Annotated in this window: 14 protein-coding genes; 11 read left to right on the plus strand and 3 right to left on the minus strand. The window is 65.5% G+C overall.

Annotation, left to right across the window (positions count from 1 at the left end; translation table 11 throughout):
* Positions 1–147 precede the first annotated feature (147 nt).
* Positions 148–1728: an APC family permease gene (locus HK401_RS00305; RefSeq protein ID WP_258233886.1), complete on the minus strand. Its 1581-nt coding sequence runs from the start codon at positions 1726–1728 to the stop codon at positions 148–150.
* A gap of 259 nt (positions 1729–1987) precedes the next feature.
* On the opposite strand from HK401_RS00305, the gene HK401_RS20930 reads away from it, so the two are divergent.
* The 6 genes from HK401_RS20930 (at position 1988) to HK401_RS00335 (ending at position 6892) form a co-directional block, all read left to right on the plus strand.
* Positions 1988–3160, plus strand: coding sequence for a CPBP family intramembrane glutamic endopeptidase (locus HK401_RS20930; RefSeq protein ID WP_309135871.1), 1173 nt, complete (start codon positions 1988–1990; stop codon positions 3158–3160).
* Positions 3161–3256: 96 nt separating this feature from the next.
* Complete coding sequence (locus HK401_RS00315) at positions 3257–3721, plus strand: DoxX family protein (protein ID WP_181272678.1); 465 nt, start codon at positions 3257–3259, stop codon at positions 3719–3721.
* A 9-nt stretch (positions 3722–3730) separates the two neighbouring features.
* Positions 3731–4450: a GrpB family protein gene (locus HK401_RS00320; protein WP_219921631.1), complete on the plus strand. Its 720-nt coding sequence runs from the start codon at positions 3731–3733 to the stop codon at positions 4448–4450.
* An 82-nt stretch (positions 4451–4532) separates the two neighbouring features.
* Positions 4533–5099 (plus strand): isochorismatase family protein, encoded by a 567-nt coding sequence (locus tag HK401_RS00325; protein WP_181272679.1) that lies wholly within the window; start codon positions 4533–4535, stop codon positions 5097–5099.
* A 362-nt stretch (positions 5100–5461) separates the two neighbouring features.
* Positions 5462–6313: an MMPL family transporter gene (locus HK401_RS00330; protein ID WP_181272680.1), complete on the plus strand. Its 852-nt coding sequence runs from the start codon at positions 5462–5464 to the stop codon at positions 6311–6313.
* 114 nt (positions 6314–6427) lie between these two features.
* Complete coding sequence (locus tag HK401_RS00335) at positions 6428–6892, plus strand: LuxR C-terminal-related transcriptional regulator (protein ID WP_309135899.1); 465 nt, start codon at positions 6428–6430, stop codon at positions 6890–6892.
* 249 nt (positions 6893–7141) lie between these two features.
* Here the strand turns inward: HK401_RS00335 and HK401_RS00340 are convergent, their stop codons facing one another.
* Complete coding sequence (locus HK401_RS00340) at positions 7142–7777, minus strand: hypothetical protein (protein WP_181272681.1); 636 nt, start codon at positions 7775–7777, stop codon at positions 7142–7144.
* Positions 7778–8076: 299 nt separating this feature from the next.
* Here HK401_RS00340 and HK401_RS00345 point away from each other — a divergent pair, with 299 nt between their 5' ends.
* The 4 genes from HK401_RS00345 (at position 8077) to gap (ending at position 12650) form a co-directional block, all read left to right on the plus strand.
* The gene (locus HK401_RS00345; RefSeq protein ID WP_181272682.1) at positions 8077–9651 is read left to right on the plus strand and encodes a serine hydrolase domain-containing protein; all 1575 of its coding nucleotides are present in this window, start codon (positions 8077–8079) and stop codon (positions 9649–9651) included.
* A 220-nt stretch (positions 9652–9871) separates the two neighbouring features.
* Positions 9872–10213 carry a carboxymuconolactone decarboxylase family protein gene (locus HK401_RS00350; protein WP_181272683.1) on the plus strand — a complete coding sequence of 114 codons (342 nt, stop codon included), beginning with the start codon at positions 9872–9874 and terminating at the stop codon, positions 10211–10213.
* A gap of 124 nt (positions 10214–10337) precedes the next feature.
* Positions 10338–11462, plus strand: a complete 1125-nt coding sequence (locus HK401_RS00355; protein WP_258233887.1) for a GlxA family transcriptional regulator — start codon at positions 10338–10340, stop codon at positions 11460–11462.
* Positions 11463–11654: 192 nt separating this feature from the next.
* A complete protein-coding gene (gene gap, locus HK401_RS00360; RefSeq protein WP_181272684.1) occupies positions 11655–12650 on the plus strand; it encodes a type I glyceraldehyde-3-phosphate dehydrogenase in 996 nt (331 codons plus the stop codon).
* A gap of 169 nt (positions 12651–12819) precedes the next feature.
* Here gap and HK401_RS00365 read toward each other — a convergent pair whose 3' ends face one another.
* On the minus strand, positions 12820–13137 hold the full coding sequence (locus HK401_RS00365) for an XRE family transcriptional regulator (RefSeq protein ID WP_181272685.1): 318 nt from the start codon (positions 13135–13137) through the stop codon (positions 12820–12822).
* A 265-nt stretch (positions 13138–13402) separates the two neighbouring features.
* Here HK401_RS00365 and HK401_RS00370 point away from each other — a divergent pair, with 265 nt between their 5' ends.
* Complete coding sequence (locus HK401_RS00370) at positions 13403–14377, plus strand: DUF8548 family protein (RefSeq protein ID WP_181272686.1); 975 nt, start codon at positions 13403–13405, stop codon at positions 14375–14377.
* Positions 14378–14431: the final 54 nt, after the last annotated feature.

A 14431-nucleotide genomic window follows, 5' to 3' on the forward strand; every position in this document is an offset into this window, starting at 1 on the left:
TCCGCCCTAGAGAATATCCGATGGTGACCTATATTCGAGGGCAACGTTCATTTGTGACCACTATTTCATGGGAGTGCGGCCCGCCGCCTCGTGCAGCAGGCCCAATTGCTGCACCCGCCGCACCCAATTGCTGCGCCCGCCCAACCCCTACCGCTTCGCCCGGTGTGCCCGGATCGCCTCAGCGACGGCGATCGCGTCGTCTTCGGGTGCGTCGGACTTCCGGTCCGGGCGCGCGGTGAACAGGTAGATGAAGCCGACGCCCAACACCACGACGAGACCGATGAGCACGATCCAATCGGCGAAGAACGACCCGGAGTCGCCTGGCAGGGACAGCAGGATCATCGCGAAGATGCCGTAGGCCAGGGCCGCGATGTTGACGACGATGCCCCATCCGCGCAGCGACCATGGTCCGGCCGGCTTCCAGCCTTTGAAGCGTTGCCGCAGCGCACTGAGGACGACCATCTGGAAGGCGAGGTAGATGCCGAGGATCGCGAATGAGGTCACAGCCACGAGGATCCCGTCGTTGAACCAGATGAGCACGCAGATGAGTGCCGGTGCGGTGCAGGCAACGATGAGCGCATTGCGGGGGACCTTCGTGCCGTCGGTGACCTTTGAGAGCCACCGGTGACCGGGCATCATGCCGTCGCGGGCGAAGCTGAAGATCAGACGTGAGGCCGCGGCCTGCAGGCTGAGCACGCAGGAGATGAACGCGAGGATCGCCACCAGCAGGAAGATCTTCGCCCCCACATCGCCGAGGCTACCTGCCAGGATCGAGGGAATCGGATCCTCGACCTCACCGGCGACGATCTCGTCGAGGTTCGGGGCGGCGAGCACGTAACCGCCGAAGGAGAACAGGGCCGAGATCGCTCCGACGAAGATCGTCATGAGCATTGCCTTCGGGATGCCGCGCGCGGGGTTCGAGACCTCCTCGGCGACGTCACCGCAGGCCTCGAAGCCGTAGAAGAGGAAGAGTCCGGCGACTGCGGCGCCCATGAACACAGGCAGGTAGCTGCCGTCCCCGGCGGTGCCCATGGTGTCGAAGAAGACGGAAAAGCTGTGCTTGCGTTCGAAGATGAGGAGGAACAGGCCGAGCCCGATGACGCCGATGAGCTCGGCGAACAGGCCGATCCGCGCGATCCTGGCCAGCCACTTCGTGCCCGAGAAGTTGATTGCCAGTGCGAGTACGAGCAGCACCAGCGCGAGGACCAGCGTGGTGTTGCGACTGAGCGCGAGGCCGAAGAGGCTTGCGAGGAATCCGGCTCCGAACTCCGCCACCGAGGTGATCGTGACGATGAGCGCGCAGATGTACACCCAGGCGGCCATCCACGCATACCGCTTGCTCCACAGGCGGCGTGCCCACGGGTAGATGCCGCCGGCGATGGGGAACTGCGAGACCACCTCGCCGAAGACGAGTGCGACGAGGAGCTGCCCGCACGCGACGATGACGATCCACCAGATCGACGGTGGACCGCCGGTCGACAGCGCGACCGCCAGCAGTGAGTAGACGCCGACGAGCGGAGAGAGATAGGTGAAGCCGAGCGCGAAGTTCGCCCACGGGCTCATCGATCGCTCGAACGAGTCCCCGTAGCCGAGGACCGCGAGGTGATCGGAATCGGAGAGGTGGTCGCCTCGGTCGCCGGCGGTGCGGCCTGCTCTTTCGGCGCGGTCGCCGCCGGTGGCGCTGTGGTCGCCCGAGGGGTGATGGGCGTCGGAGAGGTGATCGGACATGGTGATGTTCCTTTATACGAATCGTCGTTGATCCTGGTTCTGTCGGCCATCGTAACCCCGATTCCCCGGCCTGGAGACGAATGCGTTCGAACGCGTCCCACCAGCCCGATTCCCTGCCGCGACTCCGATCTCGCCCGCGCGGTTGACCGTGATTTCATCCTCGCGGCGGAGGTGCCGGAACGACATGCGTCATAGCGTGGAATCACAGGCACGGACCGCTGATGAAACGGCAGGCACCGTGCAGCAATGAGGAGGAATCGTGAACACGCAGACGTACAACCAGGCAGGATTCGCCGAGGCGACCCGACCGACCGATACGACGCCCGGATCAGCGACGATCGACACCACCACCGCCCCTGCGACTATCGACACCACCGCGGAGGCTCCCGGCATCTCCACCACCGCCGAGGCGGTCGATGCGAAGGGGCGTCCGCTCGCGGTCGTGCCCCGCCGCGTGCCCTGGCTCGAGCTCGGCCTCTTCGCCGTCATCGCGTGCGGCCTCGCCTGGCTCGCATGTCTGCCGCTGTGGACCTCGGGAGAGGGACTCAGCGATCCGCTCGCCGTGCAGCTCTGCGGCGGACTGATGATGTTCACCCCCGTGGTCGCCAGCATCGTCGCCTCCATCATTCAGCGTCGGAGAGCCCGCGCAAGGGGAGAGGCCATGGCCAGCGCACCCCGTTACTTCGGTTTCTGGCCGCTGCGGCCCTTCGGTCGAGTCCTCTGGATGACCGTGACCGCCTTCTTCGGCATCATGGTGCTCGTTGTCCTCGGCTACCTCCTCAGCGCTGCCTTCGGTTGGCTCGACCTCGACATCACCGGACTGTCCGCGTTCAAGGAGCAGTTGGCCACACTCCCGGGCCTGGAGTCCGTGCCGAAGGCGGTCGCCGTCCTCGGCTATCTGCTGCTCATGCTCGCAGCTTCGGTGGCCACCGCCTTCGTCACCATCGGGGAGGAGCTCGGGTGGCGCGGATGGCTGCTCACGAGTCTCCGTCCCCTCGGCACCTGGCCAGCCATTCTCATCGTCGGTGCCGTCTGGGGCCTGTGGCACGCGCCGCTCATTCTGCTCGGCTACAACTTCGGTCGCCCTGACATCACCGGTCTGGCGTTCATGGTCGGCGGCTGCGTCATGCTCGGCATCCTCTTCGGCTGGCTGCGTCTGCGCACCGGATCCGTCTGGCCCGCAGTCTTCGCCCACACCGCCCTCAACGGGTCCAATGCGATGCTGCTGGGGCTGCTCATGGACTCCGGCGCCTCAACTCCCGACCCGGCGCTCATCGCATTCCTCGGGGTCTCCGGGTGGATCGTCTCTGCCATCGTCATCGTGGTGCTCGTTGTGACCGGGCAGTTCCGCAAGCAGCCGGAGCTGGGGATCAAGAAGGCCAAGCTCGCCGAGGCTGTCCCGCAGCCGACTGCCCACGTGCAGAACGCGTGATCATCAGCGAAACGCGCCGCTGGGGCCGACCTCGAAATTGAGGCACGCCCCCGGCGTCCGTTAGGCTCAAAATCCCATAGACCTAAGGAGTCTCTTGTGATTTTTGGATCATCGCTGCTGCAGACGGCAGGACGCATGCTCACCGCCCCGATCTTCATCACGGGCGGACTGTCGGCCATCAAGGATCCGGCCGGAAAGGCGGCGATGGCCGAGTCGACGCTCGATGCCATCCGCGAGTACGTTCCCGCACTGCCCGATGACAACGAGCTGCTCGTGCGCATCAACGGCGGAGTCCAGATCCTTGCCGGCGCGACCCTGCTGCTCGGCATCAAGCCGCGGCTCTCGGCGCTGGCGCTCGCCGGCTCCCTCGTCCCGACCACGCTGGCCGGACACTCCTTCTGGGAGATGGAGGGCGGCGACGCGAAGGCTCATCAGACCCAGTTCTCGAAGAACCTCGCGGCCCTCGGCGGTCTGCTCCTCATCGCCGGAGACGGCGACAACACCAAGGCAATCGAGAAGGCTGCGAAGAAAGCCGAGAAGCGCGCCCTCAAGCAGGCCTGAGACTCGTCGATGAACCAGCCGCCCGCTGACGGATCAGACGACCGGGGTCCCGGCCGTGAGACCACGTCAGCGGGCGGTGAGTCGACCGATCCGTTGCCCGCGGACCCGATGTTCGCCGAGGTGGCCGACATCGTCACGTTCATCGAGGCTCCGGAACCGGACCTCTGGATCCGCCCGAGCACACCTCCGGCCACGATCGAGATCGTCGAACATGATCCGGCGTGGGCCGAACATTACGCCGTAATCGCGGACAGTATTCGCGACTTACTCGCGCGAACCGGTTCCTTCGTCGGCATCGACCACGTGGGGTCCACCTCTGTGCCGGGTTTGAAGGCGAAGCCGATTCTCGACATCGCGCTCGTCGTCACCGAGCCCCGCCACGAGGACGACTACGTACCCGCGCTCAACTCGATCGGGCTCGACCTGACCGTCCGGGAGTCGGCATGGTATCAACACCGCCTGCTCAAACGCCTCGACCCGGCACAGGGTCAGATGCACTGCAATGTCCACGTCTTCGGGCCCCGTTGCGCGGAGGTGGCACGCATGCGACTCTTCCGCGACCACCTGCGGACACACCCGGACGATCGTGAGCGGTATCAGGCGGCGAAGCTGGCCTCGGCAGCGCAGGCGAACGCTGCGGGCGAGACCGTCACGGACTACAACGCCCGCAAGCAGTCGGTGCTCCGCGAGATCTATCACCGCATCTTCGCGGGCAGAGGCTGGATCTGACTCCAACGCGCCGCTGAATCCGACGGACCTCTGATCCCAGCGCACCCCTGGCAATCGGGCGGGAAACGCCTATGCTCGAAGCATGGTCAAGGCTCTCCTCATCGTCGATGTCCAGAACGACTTCACCGAAGGCGGCGCGCTCGGCGTGACCGGCGGCGACCGCGTGGCCGAAGGCATCACGCGCCACCTCGCCGCTCATGCCGGGGACTACGCCGGCGTCATCGCCTCCCGCGACTGGCATGATCCGGACAGCGGCAACGGCGGCCACTTCAGCGACACCCCGGATTTCGTCGACAGCTGGCCCGTCCATTGCGTCGCCGACACCACCGGGGCCGATTACGACCCGCTGCTCGACACCGCGCCCATCACCCACCACGTCCGCAAGGGCCAGGGCCGACCCGACTATTCGGCCTTCCAGGGCACCACGGAAACGGGGAGCAGCCTCGGTGAGCTTCTTCACGACCTCACCGTCACCGAGGTGGACGTCGTCGGCATCGCCACCGACCATTGCGTACGCGCCTCCGCCCTCGACGCACTGGACTCGGGTGTGAAGGTCCGCGTCCTCACCGACCTCGTCGTCGGCGTCGGGGAAGACTCGTCGAAGGCGGCTCTGGCTGAGATCGAGGCGGCGGGCGGAGAGCTCGCCTGAAACGCTGCTCGTCCGCGCGGAACCTCTAAACGCACCCACTCCTCCGCGCGGCTACGAGCTCTCACTGATCGCTTAGCCCGAAGAACGCGTCGTGCACGACATGTTTTTCGACTTAACCGATAAGTGAGACTCGGGGCCTCCCCGGAGTCTCCCCGAAACCGCCCGGAACGTCCCCAGAGCCTCCTCGGTGCCGCGCCCGGAGGCGGCCAAGCGCCGCCCTTCCCGCAATCCTCCCGCCCTGCCCCTGCAGCTTCTACCTCAAGCATCGCCCGAGGTCAGCAGTATTTCTCCATCAAAAGTTGGAGATCAGGTCCGAACTCTTCGGCGATGTGCCCAGGTCCGCGAATTGATGGACTTGAGTCATGAACAGACAGCTGGCGACAACCGTACGCACACTGACATCGAAGCGCGGTTCCTGGTTCGTCCTCGGCGGGGTCGTCGTCCTCATCGCGCTCCTCTTCGGACTCCTGTCCGGAGCGGGGGAGGACCGGGCCAACGAGACCGCTCCGACCGACTCCGAATCCACGCAGGTCCAACAGACCCTCGACAAGTTCCCGAATGCGGACGAACAGTCCGTCATTGTCGTCGCCTCGAAGGACGACGACTCCGCCATCAGCTCGGACGAGCAGAAGGAACTGGGCACACTCGGCACGACGCTGAGCGACTACGCCGATCAGCAGAAGTCGGACTCCGGCGACTCTGACGCCAAGAGCTCCGGTGACGCTGGTTCCGGCAGCTCCGGCGCCCGGCCGATCATGAGCGACGACGGCAGGGCCGCACTGCTCATGGCCCCCATCGAGGTCGGACTCAACAACGCCGACACCGCGGACACCGTCGATGGACTCCGCGACTTCATCGCCGATGACTCACAGGCCGGTCAGCTCGAGGACTCGGGCATGTCCCTGCTGGTCACCGGCGGTCCGGCGATCGGCGCGGACATCGCCTCGGCGTTCAACGGTGCCGACTTCACCCTGCTCATCGTCACCATCGTCATCGTGGCGCTTCTGCTCGAACTCGGCGGGGAGCTCGTCATCGAATCGAACCCGGGCTCCGGCTTCGCGATCTCCGCGACCCTGCCCAGCCAATCCCAGCTGCACACCCGCGGCGAAGGACTCAGTACCCCTGCTGACGGTGCGGCCGCGGACACGACGGGCCACCTCGGCGAGGGTGGCAATCGTCGGCACATGAATACGGACGCAGGAGAGAACGCATGAGCATTCGAGTGATCCTCGTCGACGACCACCCGGTCGTGCGGGCGGGGCCTGCGATCGGTCATCGACGCCCCCGAGCACATCGCCGTCGTCGACGAGTTCGACCCCGACGTCGTCCTGTGCGACCTGCGGCTCGGAGACGGGATCGACGGCATCGAGGTGACCAAGCGGCTGCGAGCCAAGGACAACCCGCCGGCGGTGCTCATCCTCACCACCTTCGACCTCGACTCTGAGATCGTGGCCGCGCTCAATGCCGGGGCCTCGGGCTACTTGCTCAAAGACATCGACCCGGGCGGCATCTCGACAGCGATCGAGAGGGCAGCGACGGGGGAGACCTATATGCCGCCGGAGATCTCGTCGAAGGTCTTCGCCGCGATGCACAATCCGAGCCCGAAGCTCACCCGGCGGGAGCGCGACGTCGTCAAACTGCTGGCTACCGGAGCCTCGAACGCGAAGATCGCTCAGGAACTCTTCGTCACCGAGGCGACGGTGAAGAGCCACCTCGTCAACGTGTTCACGAAGCTCGGGGTGGACTCGCGGGCCCGAGCCATCCGCGTCGCCGAGGATCAGGGGCTGGTGTAGCGCCGGCTGTCATTCTGGGCTCCGTTGCTCGGCCTGCTCACGTCCACCACGCATCACCGACAATAAGAAGACGAGCTTCTACGAATCCGAGACGGGTGAACTCGTCGATGAGCACAAAGCAGATGAGTACGACGAGCTGACCTCGGGCTACAGCACTGTTCTTGTCGCCGGTGAGAAGTCGACGACCATGTGGGCGGTCGTTGCCGCCTGACCTGCACGCGGCAACGCGTTGATTTGCAGCGAACGCTGTCAGCCTTGCGACTCCGTGTGAGGTGCGAGCAGCTGATCGAACGTCGTGCACAGCGGCCAGAACTGGGAGCCCGGGATCGGAATCCCCGCCAGAGAGGCCTCGAAGAACGTGAGGTGGGTGCACCAGCCTGTCGCGTACGAATCGATCAGCGAACCGAGACCATCATGACGCAATACCAGCGTCGTGGACGATTCTGCATCGTCACGGGCAGGCGCACCATCGGCAGCAGCCGCCTCTGTGACGGCCTCGTCGGCCGTCTTGCTGGCTGTCTGGTCGATCGCCTCGGTGGTCACCTCGGTGGAAGCGAATCCGCCCGCCCCGTTGGAACGGTCTGCGACAGTCGCGGCGAGCTGGATCGCGATCCTTGTCGTCGGCTCGTCGGGGAACGCCCACGTCGCCTCCACGGCGAAATCGTCGATCGTGAGGATCTCCGAGCGGCACAGGTAGCTGTCGGCGTGATCGATGATGATCTCGCCACCGACCTCGGTACTGAAGACGAGCGGACGGCCGAGCCACTCGTCGAGTGACTCGACATTCTGCAGATGCCGCCATACATCCGTCGGAGCAGACGGCAGAGCCCACGCCATGGTCAGACTGTCAGCGACACGATCGATCTCGATCCCTCTCAGCGGCATCGGCAGTCCTCCTCGCAACAGCAGCGGCGCGCATCGTTCTGAAGTCGAGACTAGCGGAGAGCGCCGCCGACCGAAACGACGGCCGAGCGCAGAATGTCAGATGAATAACTGATTGGTAATTGTCTGCGACGTCGCACCTGGTGAGGGCACCGACAGAGCCGGGTCGAGACCTGCTGCGTCGTCAGGATCGACTCGACTCCGCTACGGAGTTTCACCTCCTCCGGGTAGTCTGTTCCCTGCGCATCGGGACAGCCCTGCGCACGTGCAGACCCCGTTCGGATCGATGCAGTGGAGGTGACATGGCAGGCGAAGGCGAAACGTTTCCGCCTCGTCCGGCGACCCCACCGAACCGTCGCATCGGCGCACTGTCGGGCAATACGAAGGGCATCGACGCAAGTGTTGGTGCTGATGCCAGTGAGAGTGCCGCCACCGCGGCTTCCGGCGATCCTGCCGCACCCGCCAGCCCCGCCTCGGCGCCGGTGGACAACACTCTCCCGCACGTCGGGGAACTCGCCTCGGCGAGCGAAGATGCCATCGTCGACCCCTCGGAACCGGTCCTCGAAAGCATCGACCTCGACACCTGGAAGTGGCCGGAGTACTTCGCCTTCGCACTGACCCGGATGCAGGAGATCTTCCCGACCGGCGGAATCCCGCGTGGCATCGGACCGGTCCGCGAATACGTCACCGAGGACAACCACTTCCGTCCGCTGACTATCGACCGCGAGAAATGGCCGGCCATCGACGAGGACTGGACCACCGTCGGCGACGTCCTCGCCAACACCCATACCGACGCCTGGCTCGTCACCCGGAACGGAGTGGCGTTGGCCGAGGAATACGCCTGGCCGATGAAGCCCGCCCGCCAGCACATGCTCTTCTCCGTGAGCAAGTCCATCGTCGCCACCGTCATCGGCGCGCTCGCCGACTCGGGCCTGCTGCGCCCCACCGAACTCGTCACCACACACGTGCCCGCCCTGTCCGAGTCCGGGTATGCGGGAGCGACGATCCGGGACCTGCTCGACATGCGCTCGGGCATCAAGTTCTCCGAGGAATACCTCGAGGACGGCTCGGAGATCCGGGCCCTGTTCGAGGCGGTCGATTTCGCGCCGCGGACGGCCACCTCGGCGAATGGAATCAAGAACTTCCTCACCGGTCTGACCAGCGAACGCGAACACGGAGCGGCCTTCGTCTACCGCAGCTGCGAGACCGACGTCCTCGCCTGGATCGCCGAGGCGGTCACCGGCCAACCGTTCTCGATCGTCGCCAGCGAATTCGTCTGGTCGAAGATCGGCGCCGCCCACGCCGCCCAGGTCTGCCAGGACCGGTGGGGCGGATCGATCGCCGACGGTGCGATCAGCACCACCCTGCGCGACCTCGCCCGATTCGGCGAGATGATCGCCCGCGGCGGCACGACCTCGGGCGGTGAACGGGTGCTGTCGGCAGAATGGGTCGAGGACATCTTCACCGGAGCCGCAGACTCCGCGAAGGTCTTCGCCGCCTCCCCATCGGGGCGGTCGTATCCCGGCGGGATGTACCGCAGCCAGTTCTGGCTGCCGTCGGCCAACCGCGACATCGTCATCGGCATCGGCATCCACGGCCAGATGCTCTACATCGACCGCGCCACCCAGACCATCGGCGTCAAACTCTCGAGTGACCCGGAGCCGGTGAGCCTGGCCGCCCAGCACGGGACCCTGGCCATGTTCGAAGCCATCACCGAGGCGGTCGGGCCCGGCGAGGTGGTTCCGGAAGGTTCTGCTCCCGGTTGGGAGAAAGCGGCTGCCGCCCCGGAGGCAACTGCTCCTGCTCCGGCGGCGCAGACTCCGCCCGCGCCGAACTTCGACGCGACTCCGCTCATCGCCCAGACCACTCTCTACTGACGCCCCTCTCGTCTCCGCCCACCTCGCGGAAGGTAGTTGTTTGGTCGATCCGCCGTGGTTTCGTCGCCGAAAACGCGGTGGAACGACCAAACAATCGGTCGACGGTCAGACGAGGGGCCACAGCAGGTCGACGAAATTCGGTGTGACGAACCCATGGCGGTCGCCTCGGTGACTGGGTAGCGTGAGGATCGGAATGACACCGATCACAGGAGGCACCACGATGACCGATTTCTTCGACCGTGAGAACGACGGCAAGTACGACAAGGCGTACAAGGAGACCACCCCGGATATCCTCAAGGCCTTCGGCGAGTTCAACAACGCCGTCTTTGCTCCCGAGGGCCGAGAGATTCCGCTGAAGTACCGCGAACTCATCGCCTACGCCGTCGGTCTGACCACCCAGTGCGCCTACTGCATCGACGCGCACTCCAACGCCGCGGTGAAGGCCGGCGCCACCGAAACGGAACTCGCCGAGACCGCGTGGACCGCCTCGGCGATCCGAGCCGGGGGAGCCTTCGCCCACGGTCGCCTGGGCTTCAAGCTCACCGGCACCCACGAACACTGAGGCTCACCTCGGCGCGGAGCTATCGTTCCCGGCCATCGCGACCCGGACGGGTTTCGGCGGTGCCGTCACCACCGGAAACGTCGCGGCCCGGAGCAAGGCCGGATCGCTACACTGAGAGGCGATCATGACTGACGAGCCCCGCACCACCCCACGCAGGTCACCCCGTTCGCGCCCGCACCGCATCGTCGTGCTCGCGCTGGACGGGGTGTCTGCCATGGACCTCGGCGTCCCCGTCCAGGTCTTCGGCCCCGAATCGAATGCCGCCACGGCACGCACCCGCACCGAGGTGGCCCCACCCGCCCGATCCACAGTCGATGGTGAGATGGCTGCCGCGGTCGTGGGGGAGTTGCCATCGGCAGTGCCGGTCGGCGAGCGAGCCGGGGCGGTCCCCGCCGGGATCTGGCCCTATGCGGTCGAGATCTGTGGCGTCACCGCCGGCACGGTCACCGGCCCGGACGGCCTCGGCTATTTCGTCGCTCGCGGACTCGAGGCGCTGGAGACCGCGGACACGGTCGTCGTGCCCGGAGCCACCTCGGCGGTCGGACACGAACCACCCGCCGCCGTCATCGGTGCGCTGCTCTCGGCGTTCGAACGAGGCGCGCGGATCGCCGCGATCTCGACGGGAACCTTCGTCCTTGCCCGCACCGGCCTGCTCAACGGCCGCCGCGCAACTACGCACTGGTCGACGGCGAAAGAACTCGTGCGACGGTTCCCCTCGATCGAGGTCGACGAGAACGTCCTCTTCATCGACGAAGGACAGCTGCTCACTTCGGCCGGAGCCGCCTCGGCGATCGATCTGTGCCTCCACCTCATCCGCAGCGACCATGGCGTGGGACTGTCGAACCAGGTCGCCAGGCGGCTCGTCGCCGCCGCCTACCGCAGCGCCGGCCAAGCCCAATACGTCCCGCGCAGCGTGCCCGACCCGCTCGGCGACGACTTCGCCGATACCCGCGAATGGGCCCTGCAGCACATCGGGGAGAAGATCACCCTGCGCGAACTCGCCGCCACTGCCGGGGTCTCCGTGCGGACCTTCTCCCGTCGCTTCGTCGAAGACACCGGATACACGCCCATGCAGTGGGTTCTCCGTGCTCGCGTCGATCTGGCCAGGGAGCTGCTGGAGAACTCCGACCTGGGCATCGAGCAGATCGCTGACCAGGTGGGACTCGGTACAGGAGCCAACCTGCGCATGCACTTCCAACGCATCCTCTCAACCTCTCCGAACGACTACCGGCACTCCTTTCAGGGGTGATCCCGGGGGCGCCTCACGAGTGGACCGGGGCCGGCGAAGCGTGACCTCAGTCGCGCTGGCGCGATACTTGCGACTTCTGGCAAATGAACTGGCGAGAACCTTGCGTAGATTGTCTGTCTGGCCACTGTTGCCAAGCTCCCGAACGGCCCATGATGGAGATATCAGAACAAACCCCGTGTTCAAGGAGTGACATTGACTCGCATCGCCATCAATGGTTTCGGTCGCATCGGACGCGCCACCCTGCGTGCCCTCACCGAACGGGGTAGCGACCTCGAGGTCGTTGCCATCAATGATCTCGGCCCCGTCGACGATCTCGCGCGGCTGCTGAAGTTCGACACCACTCTCGGACGCTTCAACCACAACGTCGAGACCACTGACGACTCGATCGTCATCGACGGGAGCACCGTCAAGGTCTTCGCCGAAAAGGATCCGGCCAAGCTGCCGTGGGGTGAGCTCGACATCGACATCGTGCTCGAGTCCACCGGCCGCTTCACCAAGGCCGACAAGGCCCGTGCCCACCTCGACGCGGGAGCCAAGAAGGTCCTCGTCTCCGCCCCGTCGAAGGGCGCTGACGTCACCCTCGCCTACGGAGTGAACTCCGAGGCTTACAAGCCCGAATACACGATCATCTCCAACGCCTCGTGCACAACGAACGCGCTGGCGCCGCTGGCGAAGGTCCTCGATGACGTCGCCGGGATCGAGCAGGGCTTCATGACCACGGTCCACGCCTACACCGGCGACCAGATGGTCCAGGACGGCCCGCACAAGGACCCCCGTCGTGCCCGCGCCGCCGCCGAGAACATCATCCCCACCTCGACGGGCGCCGCCAAGGCCATCGGCCTCGTCCTCCCGCAGCTCGACGGCAAGCTGAGCGGCGACGCCATCCGCGTCCCGGTCCCGGTCGGTTCGATCGTCGAACTCAACACGACCGTGTCCCGCGAGGTCACCCGCGATGAGGTCCTCGACGCCTACAAGAAGGCCGCCGACGGCGAGCTCAAGGGCATCCTCGACTATGAGACCGAGCCCGTCGTCTCCTCCGACATCGTCGGTCAGGCAGCCTCGTCGATCTTCGATGCCGCGCTCACTCGCGTCGACGGCAAGCACGTGAAGGTCGTGGCCTGGTACGACAACGAGTGGGGCTTCTCCAACCGCGTCGTCGACAACCTCGAGTTCATCGGCCGGAACTGAACTTCACCGGCGGATATCCGCCGGTGACCATGATCGTCGCCGAGGTTGTTCCCCGGTGCCGACGGATGCACCTGTGGCCTCGAGCCTGCGTTGAGCAGGATCGAGGCCACAGTCGTCATTTCAGGGCCGAATATCCTCGCCGAGGCGGCTCTTCCCCTGCGATCGACGCTCAGACGTCGTCGGCGCCGGGTGTGCCGCCTTCGTCCTCCCAGCGTTCGATGGCGCGGACCTTCGCGCGGCCGAACTTCAATCGCACGCCGTAGCCGCCGTCCTTGCCGTCGGGAATGAATCGCGCACCGTAGTACTCAAGGGCGAGAATGAGGCGACGCTCCTGCTCTGCAGTGAGGTCCTCGCGCCCCTTCTCGTAGTCCTTCAGCTGGGACTTCTCGATCTCGGCCTGGGCCGCCACATGCTTCGCCGAGATCTGGCAGAGGATCCGGGTTGCGCGGGCCAGGGGGCCGTCGATGATGATCTCGTCTGTGCTCATGCCTCAACCATGCCAGAGGCGTTCATGCGTGCCAAGACTGGGGCCGCCTGCAGTTCCCACTTCGGTGACTGCAGTGAGGCGGGATCGCTGCGCGCTGCAATTCGAGAATTCGTATTGTCGCAGATGAGACTATAAATTATTGATGTTCTATTCTGTGGCGAGCAGGCCATGTCAGTGCTTTCGTCTAATGTTCGTCTCATGCTTCCGTCATCGGAGTCGGAAGCGACGCGTCGCAGGGTGCGGCGCATGACGGAAGGTCAGAACAATGGAGATCAGGACCAGAAGCATCCGCAGCTTGGCGTATCGCTGCGAAGAATTCCTCGACGAGAACGGCAAGCCGCGCTCGATCAGTTACCCGAACAGCCTCGCGCTGTGCATCCTCGACGCGCTCTTCATGACGGGCTCCCATCCGACCGCGATCGACAACGTCGTCGGCCGGTACACCGCCAGGCATGGCGGCACCGACGGGGCGAAGTCGCTGCGCTATTCGATCGCCGCAGCCGGAGGATCTGAGAAGTGGGCGCATGAGGTGATCTGCAACCTTAAGCCCGCCCACACCCAACCCGGAGCGATGCTCAGGGCCGAGGTCGTCGACCGTGCCACACGGCTGATGGCCGATCACGGCATCGACACCGTCGACGACCTCCTCGCCGCGGTCGGTGACGAACCGTCGACCGGGCGGCATGCCAACGAGGTGGCCCGTGCCTGGAGGGAGCTGCCGAGTCAGAAATCGGGGATCTCCTGGCGAGCACTGCTCATGGTCGCCGGGTCCGATCACTTCGAGATCGACCACCGGGTGAGAGGATTCTTCGGCTGGCCGTTCGGCAGCTACCCTCGGATGACGGACGACGAGGTGCTCGAACTGATCTCAGCGACGGCTGACTACCTCGATGTCGACGACAGGGTGGTCAAGCAGATCGTCTGGCAGATCTCGCATCGTCGGCTCCGGCCGGACCCGAAGCGCAAGGAACTCGTTCTGCCATACTTCTTGGACGACGCACTCGACGAGGAGCCGGATTGGTGGTCTGGGACGTATGACCCCGAAGTTCGCCATGAAGCTGATGAGTGGGCGTCGATCTTCGAACCCGAATACAGTACTGCCCCCTTCGAATCCGAGGAGGCGCTCGAATCCCAGCGAACGTTCGAACCCAAGGGAGAGCTCGCGCCAGCAGACGAGGACGAACCTGACTGGGCAGCGCCGTATCCGCTGCCGGGAACGACCGGCGCAGCCCCCTTCTGACTAGGACGAACGGCTGAGCGCCGACCGGGTTCGGTGTCGTTCCGACCCGGCCGG

This window comes from Brevibacterium oceani, from assembly GCF_013623835.1.
Lineage (GTDB): Bacteria > Actinomycetota > Actinomycetes > Actinomycetales > Brevibacteriaceae > Brevibacterium > Brevibacterium oceani.

Excerpts from the sequence above, each read along its gene's own strand:
- HK401_RS00305 (WP_258233886.1), bottom strand. The coding sequence starts at position 1,728 with ATGTCCGATCACCTCTCCGACGCCCATCACCCCTCGGGCGACCACAGC.
- HK401_RS00320 (WP_219921631.1), top strand. The coding sequence starts at position 3,731 with ATGAACCAGCCGCCCGCTGACGGATCAGACGACCGGGGTCCCGGCCGT.
- HK401_RS00325 (WP_181272679.1), top strand. The coding sequence starts at position 4,533 with ATGGTCAAGGCTCTCCTCATCGTCGATGTCCAGAACGACTTCACCGAA.
- HK401_RS00330 (WP_181272680.1), top strand. The coding sequence starts at position 5,462 with ATGAACAGACAGCTGGCGACAACCGTACGCACACTGACATCGAAGCGC.
- HK401_RS00340 (WP_181272681.1), bottom strand. The coding sequence starts at position 7,777 with ATGCCGCTGAGAGGGATCGAGATCGATCGTGTCGCTGACAGTCTGACC.
- HK401_RS00345 (WP_181272682.1), top strand. The coding sequence starts at position 8,077 with ATGGCAGGCGAAGGCGAAACGTTTCCGCCTCGTCCGGCGACCCCACCG.
- HK401_RS00350 (WP_181272683.1), top strand. The coding sequence starts at position 9,872 with ATGACCGATTTCTTCGACCGTGAGAACGACGGCAAGTACGACAAGGCG.
- HK401_RS00355 (WP_258233887.1), top strand. The coding sequence starts at position 10,338 with ATGACTGACGAGCCCCGCACCACCCCACGCAGGTCACCCCGTTCGCGC.
- HK401_RS00365 (WP_181272685.1), bottom strand. The coding sequence starts at position 13,137 with ATGAGCACAGACGAGATCATCATCGACGGCCCCCTGGCCCGCGCAACC.
- HK401_RS00370 (WP_181272686.1), top strand. The coding sequence starts at position 13,403 with ATGGAGATCAGGACCAGAAGCATCCGCAGCTTGGCGTATCGCTGCGAA.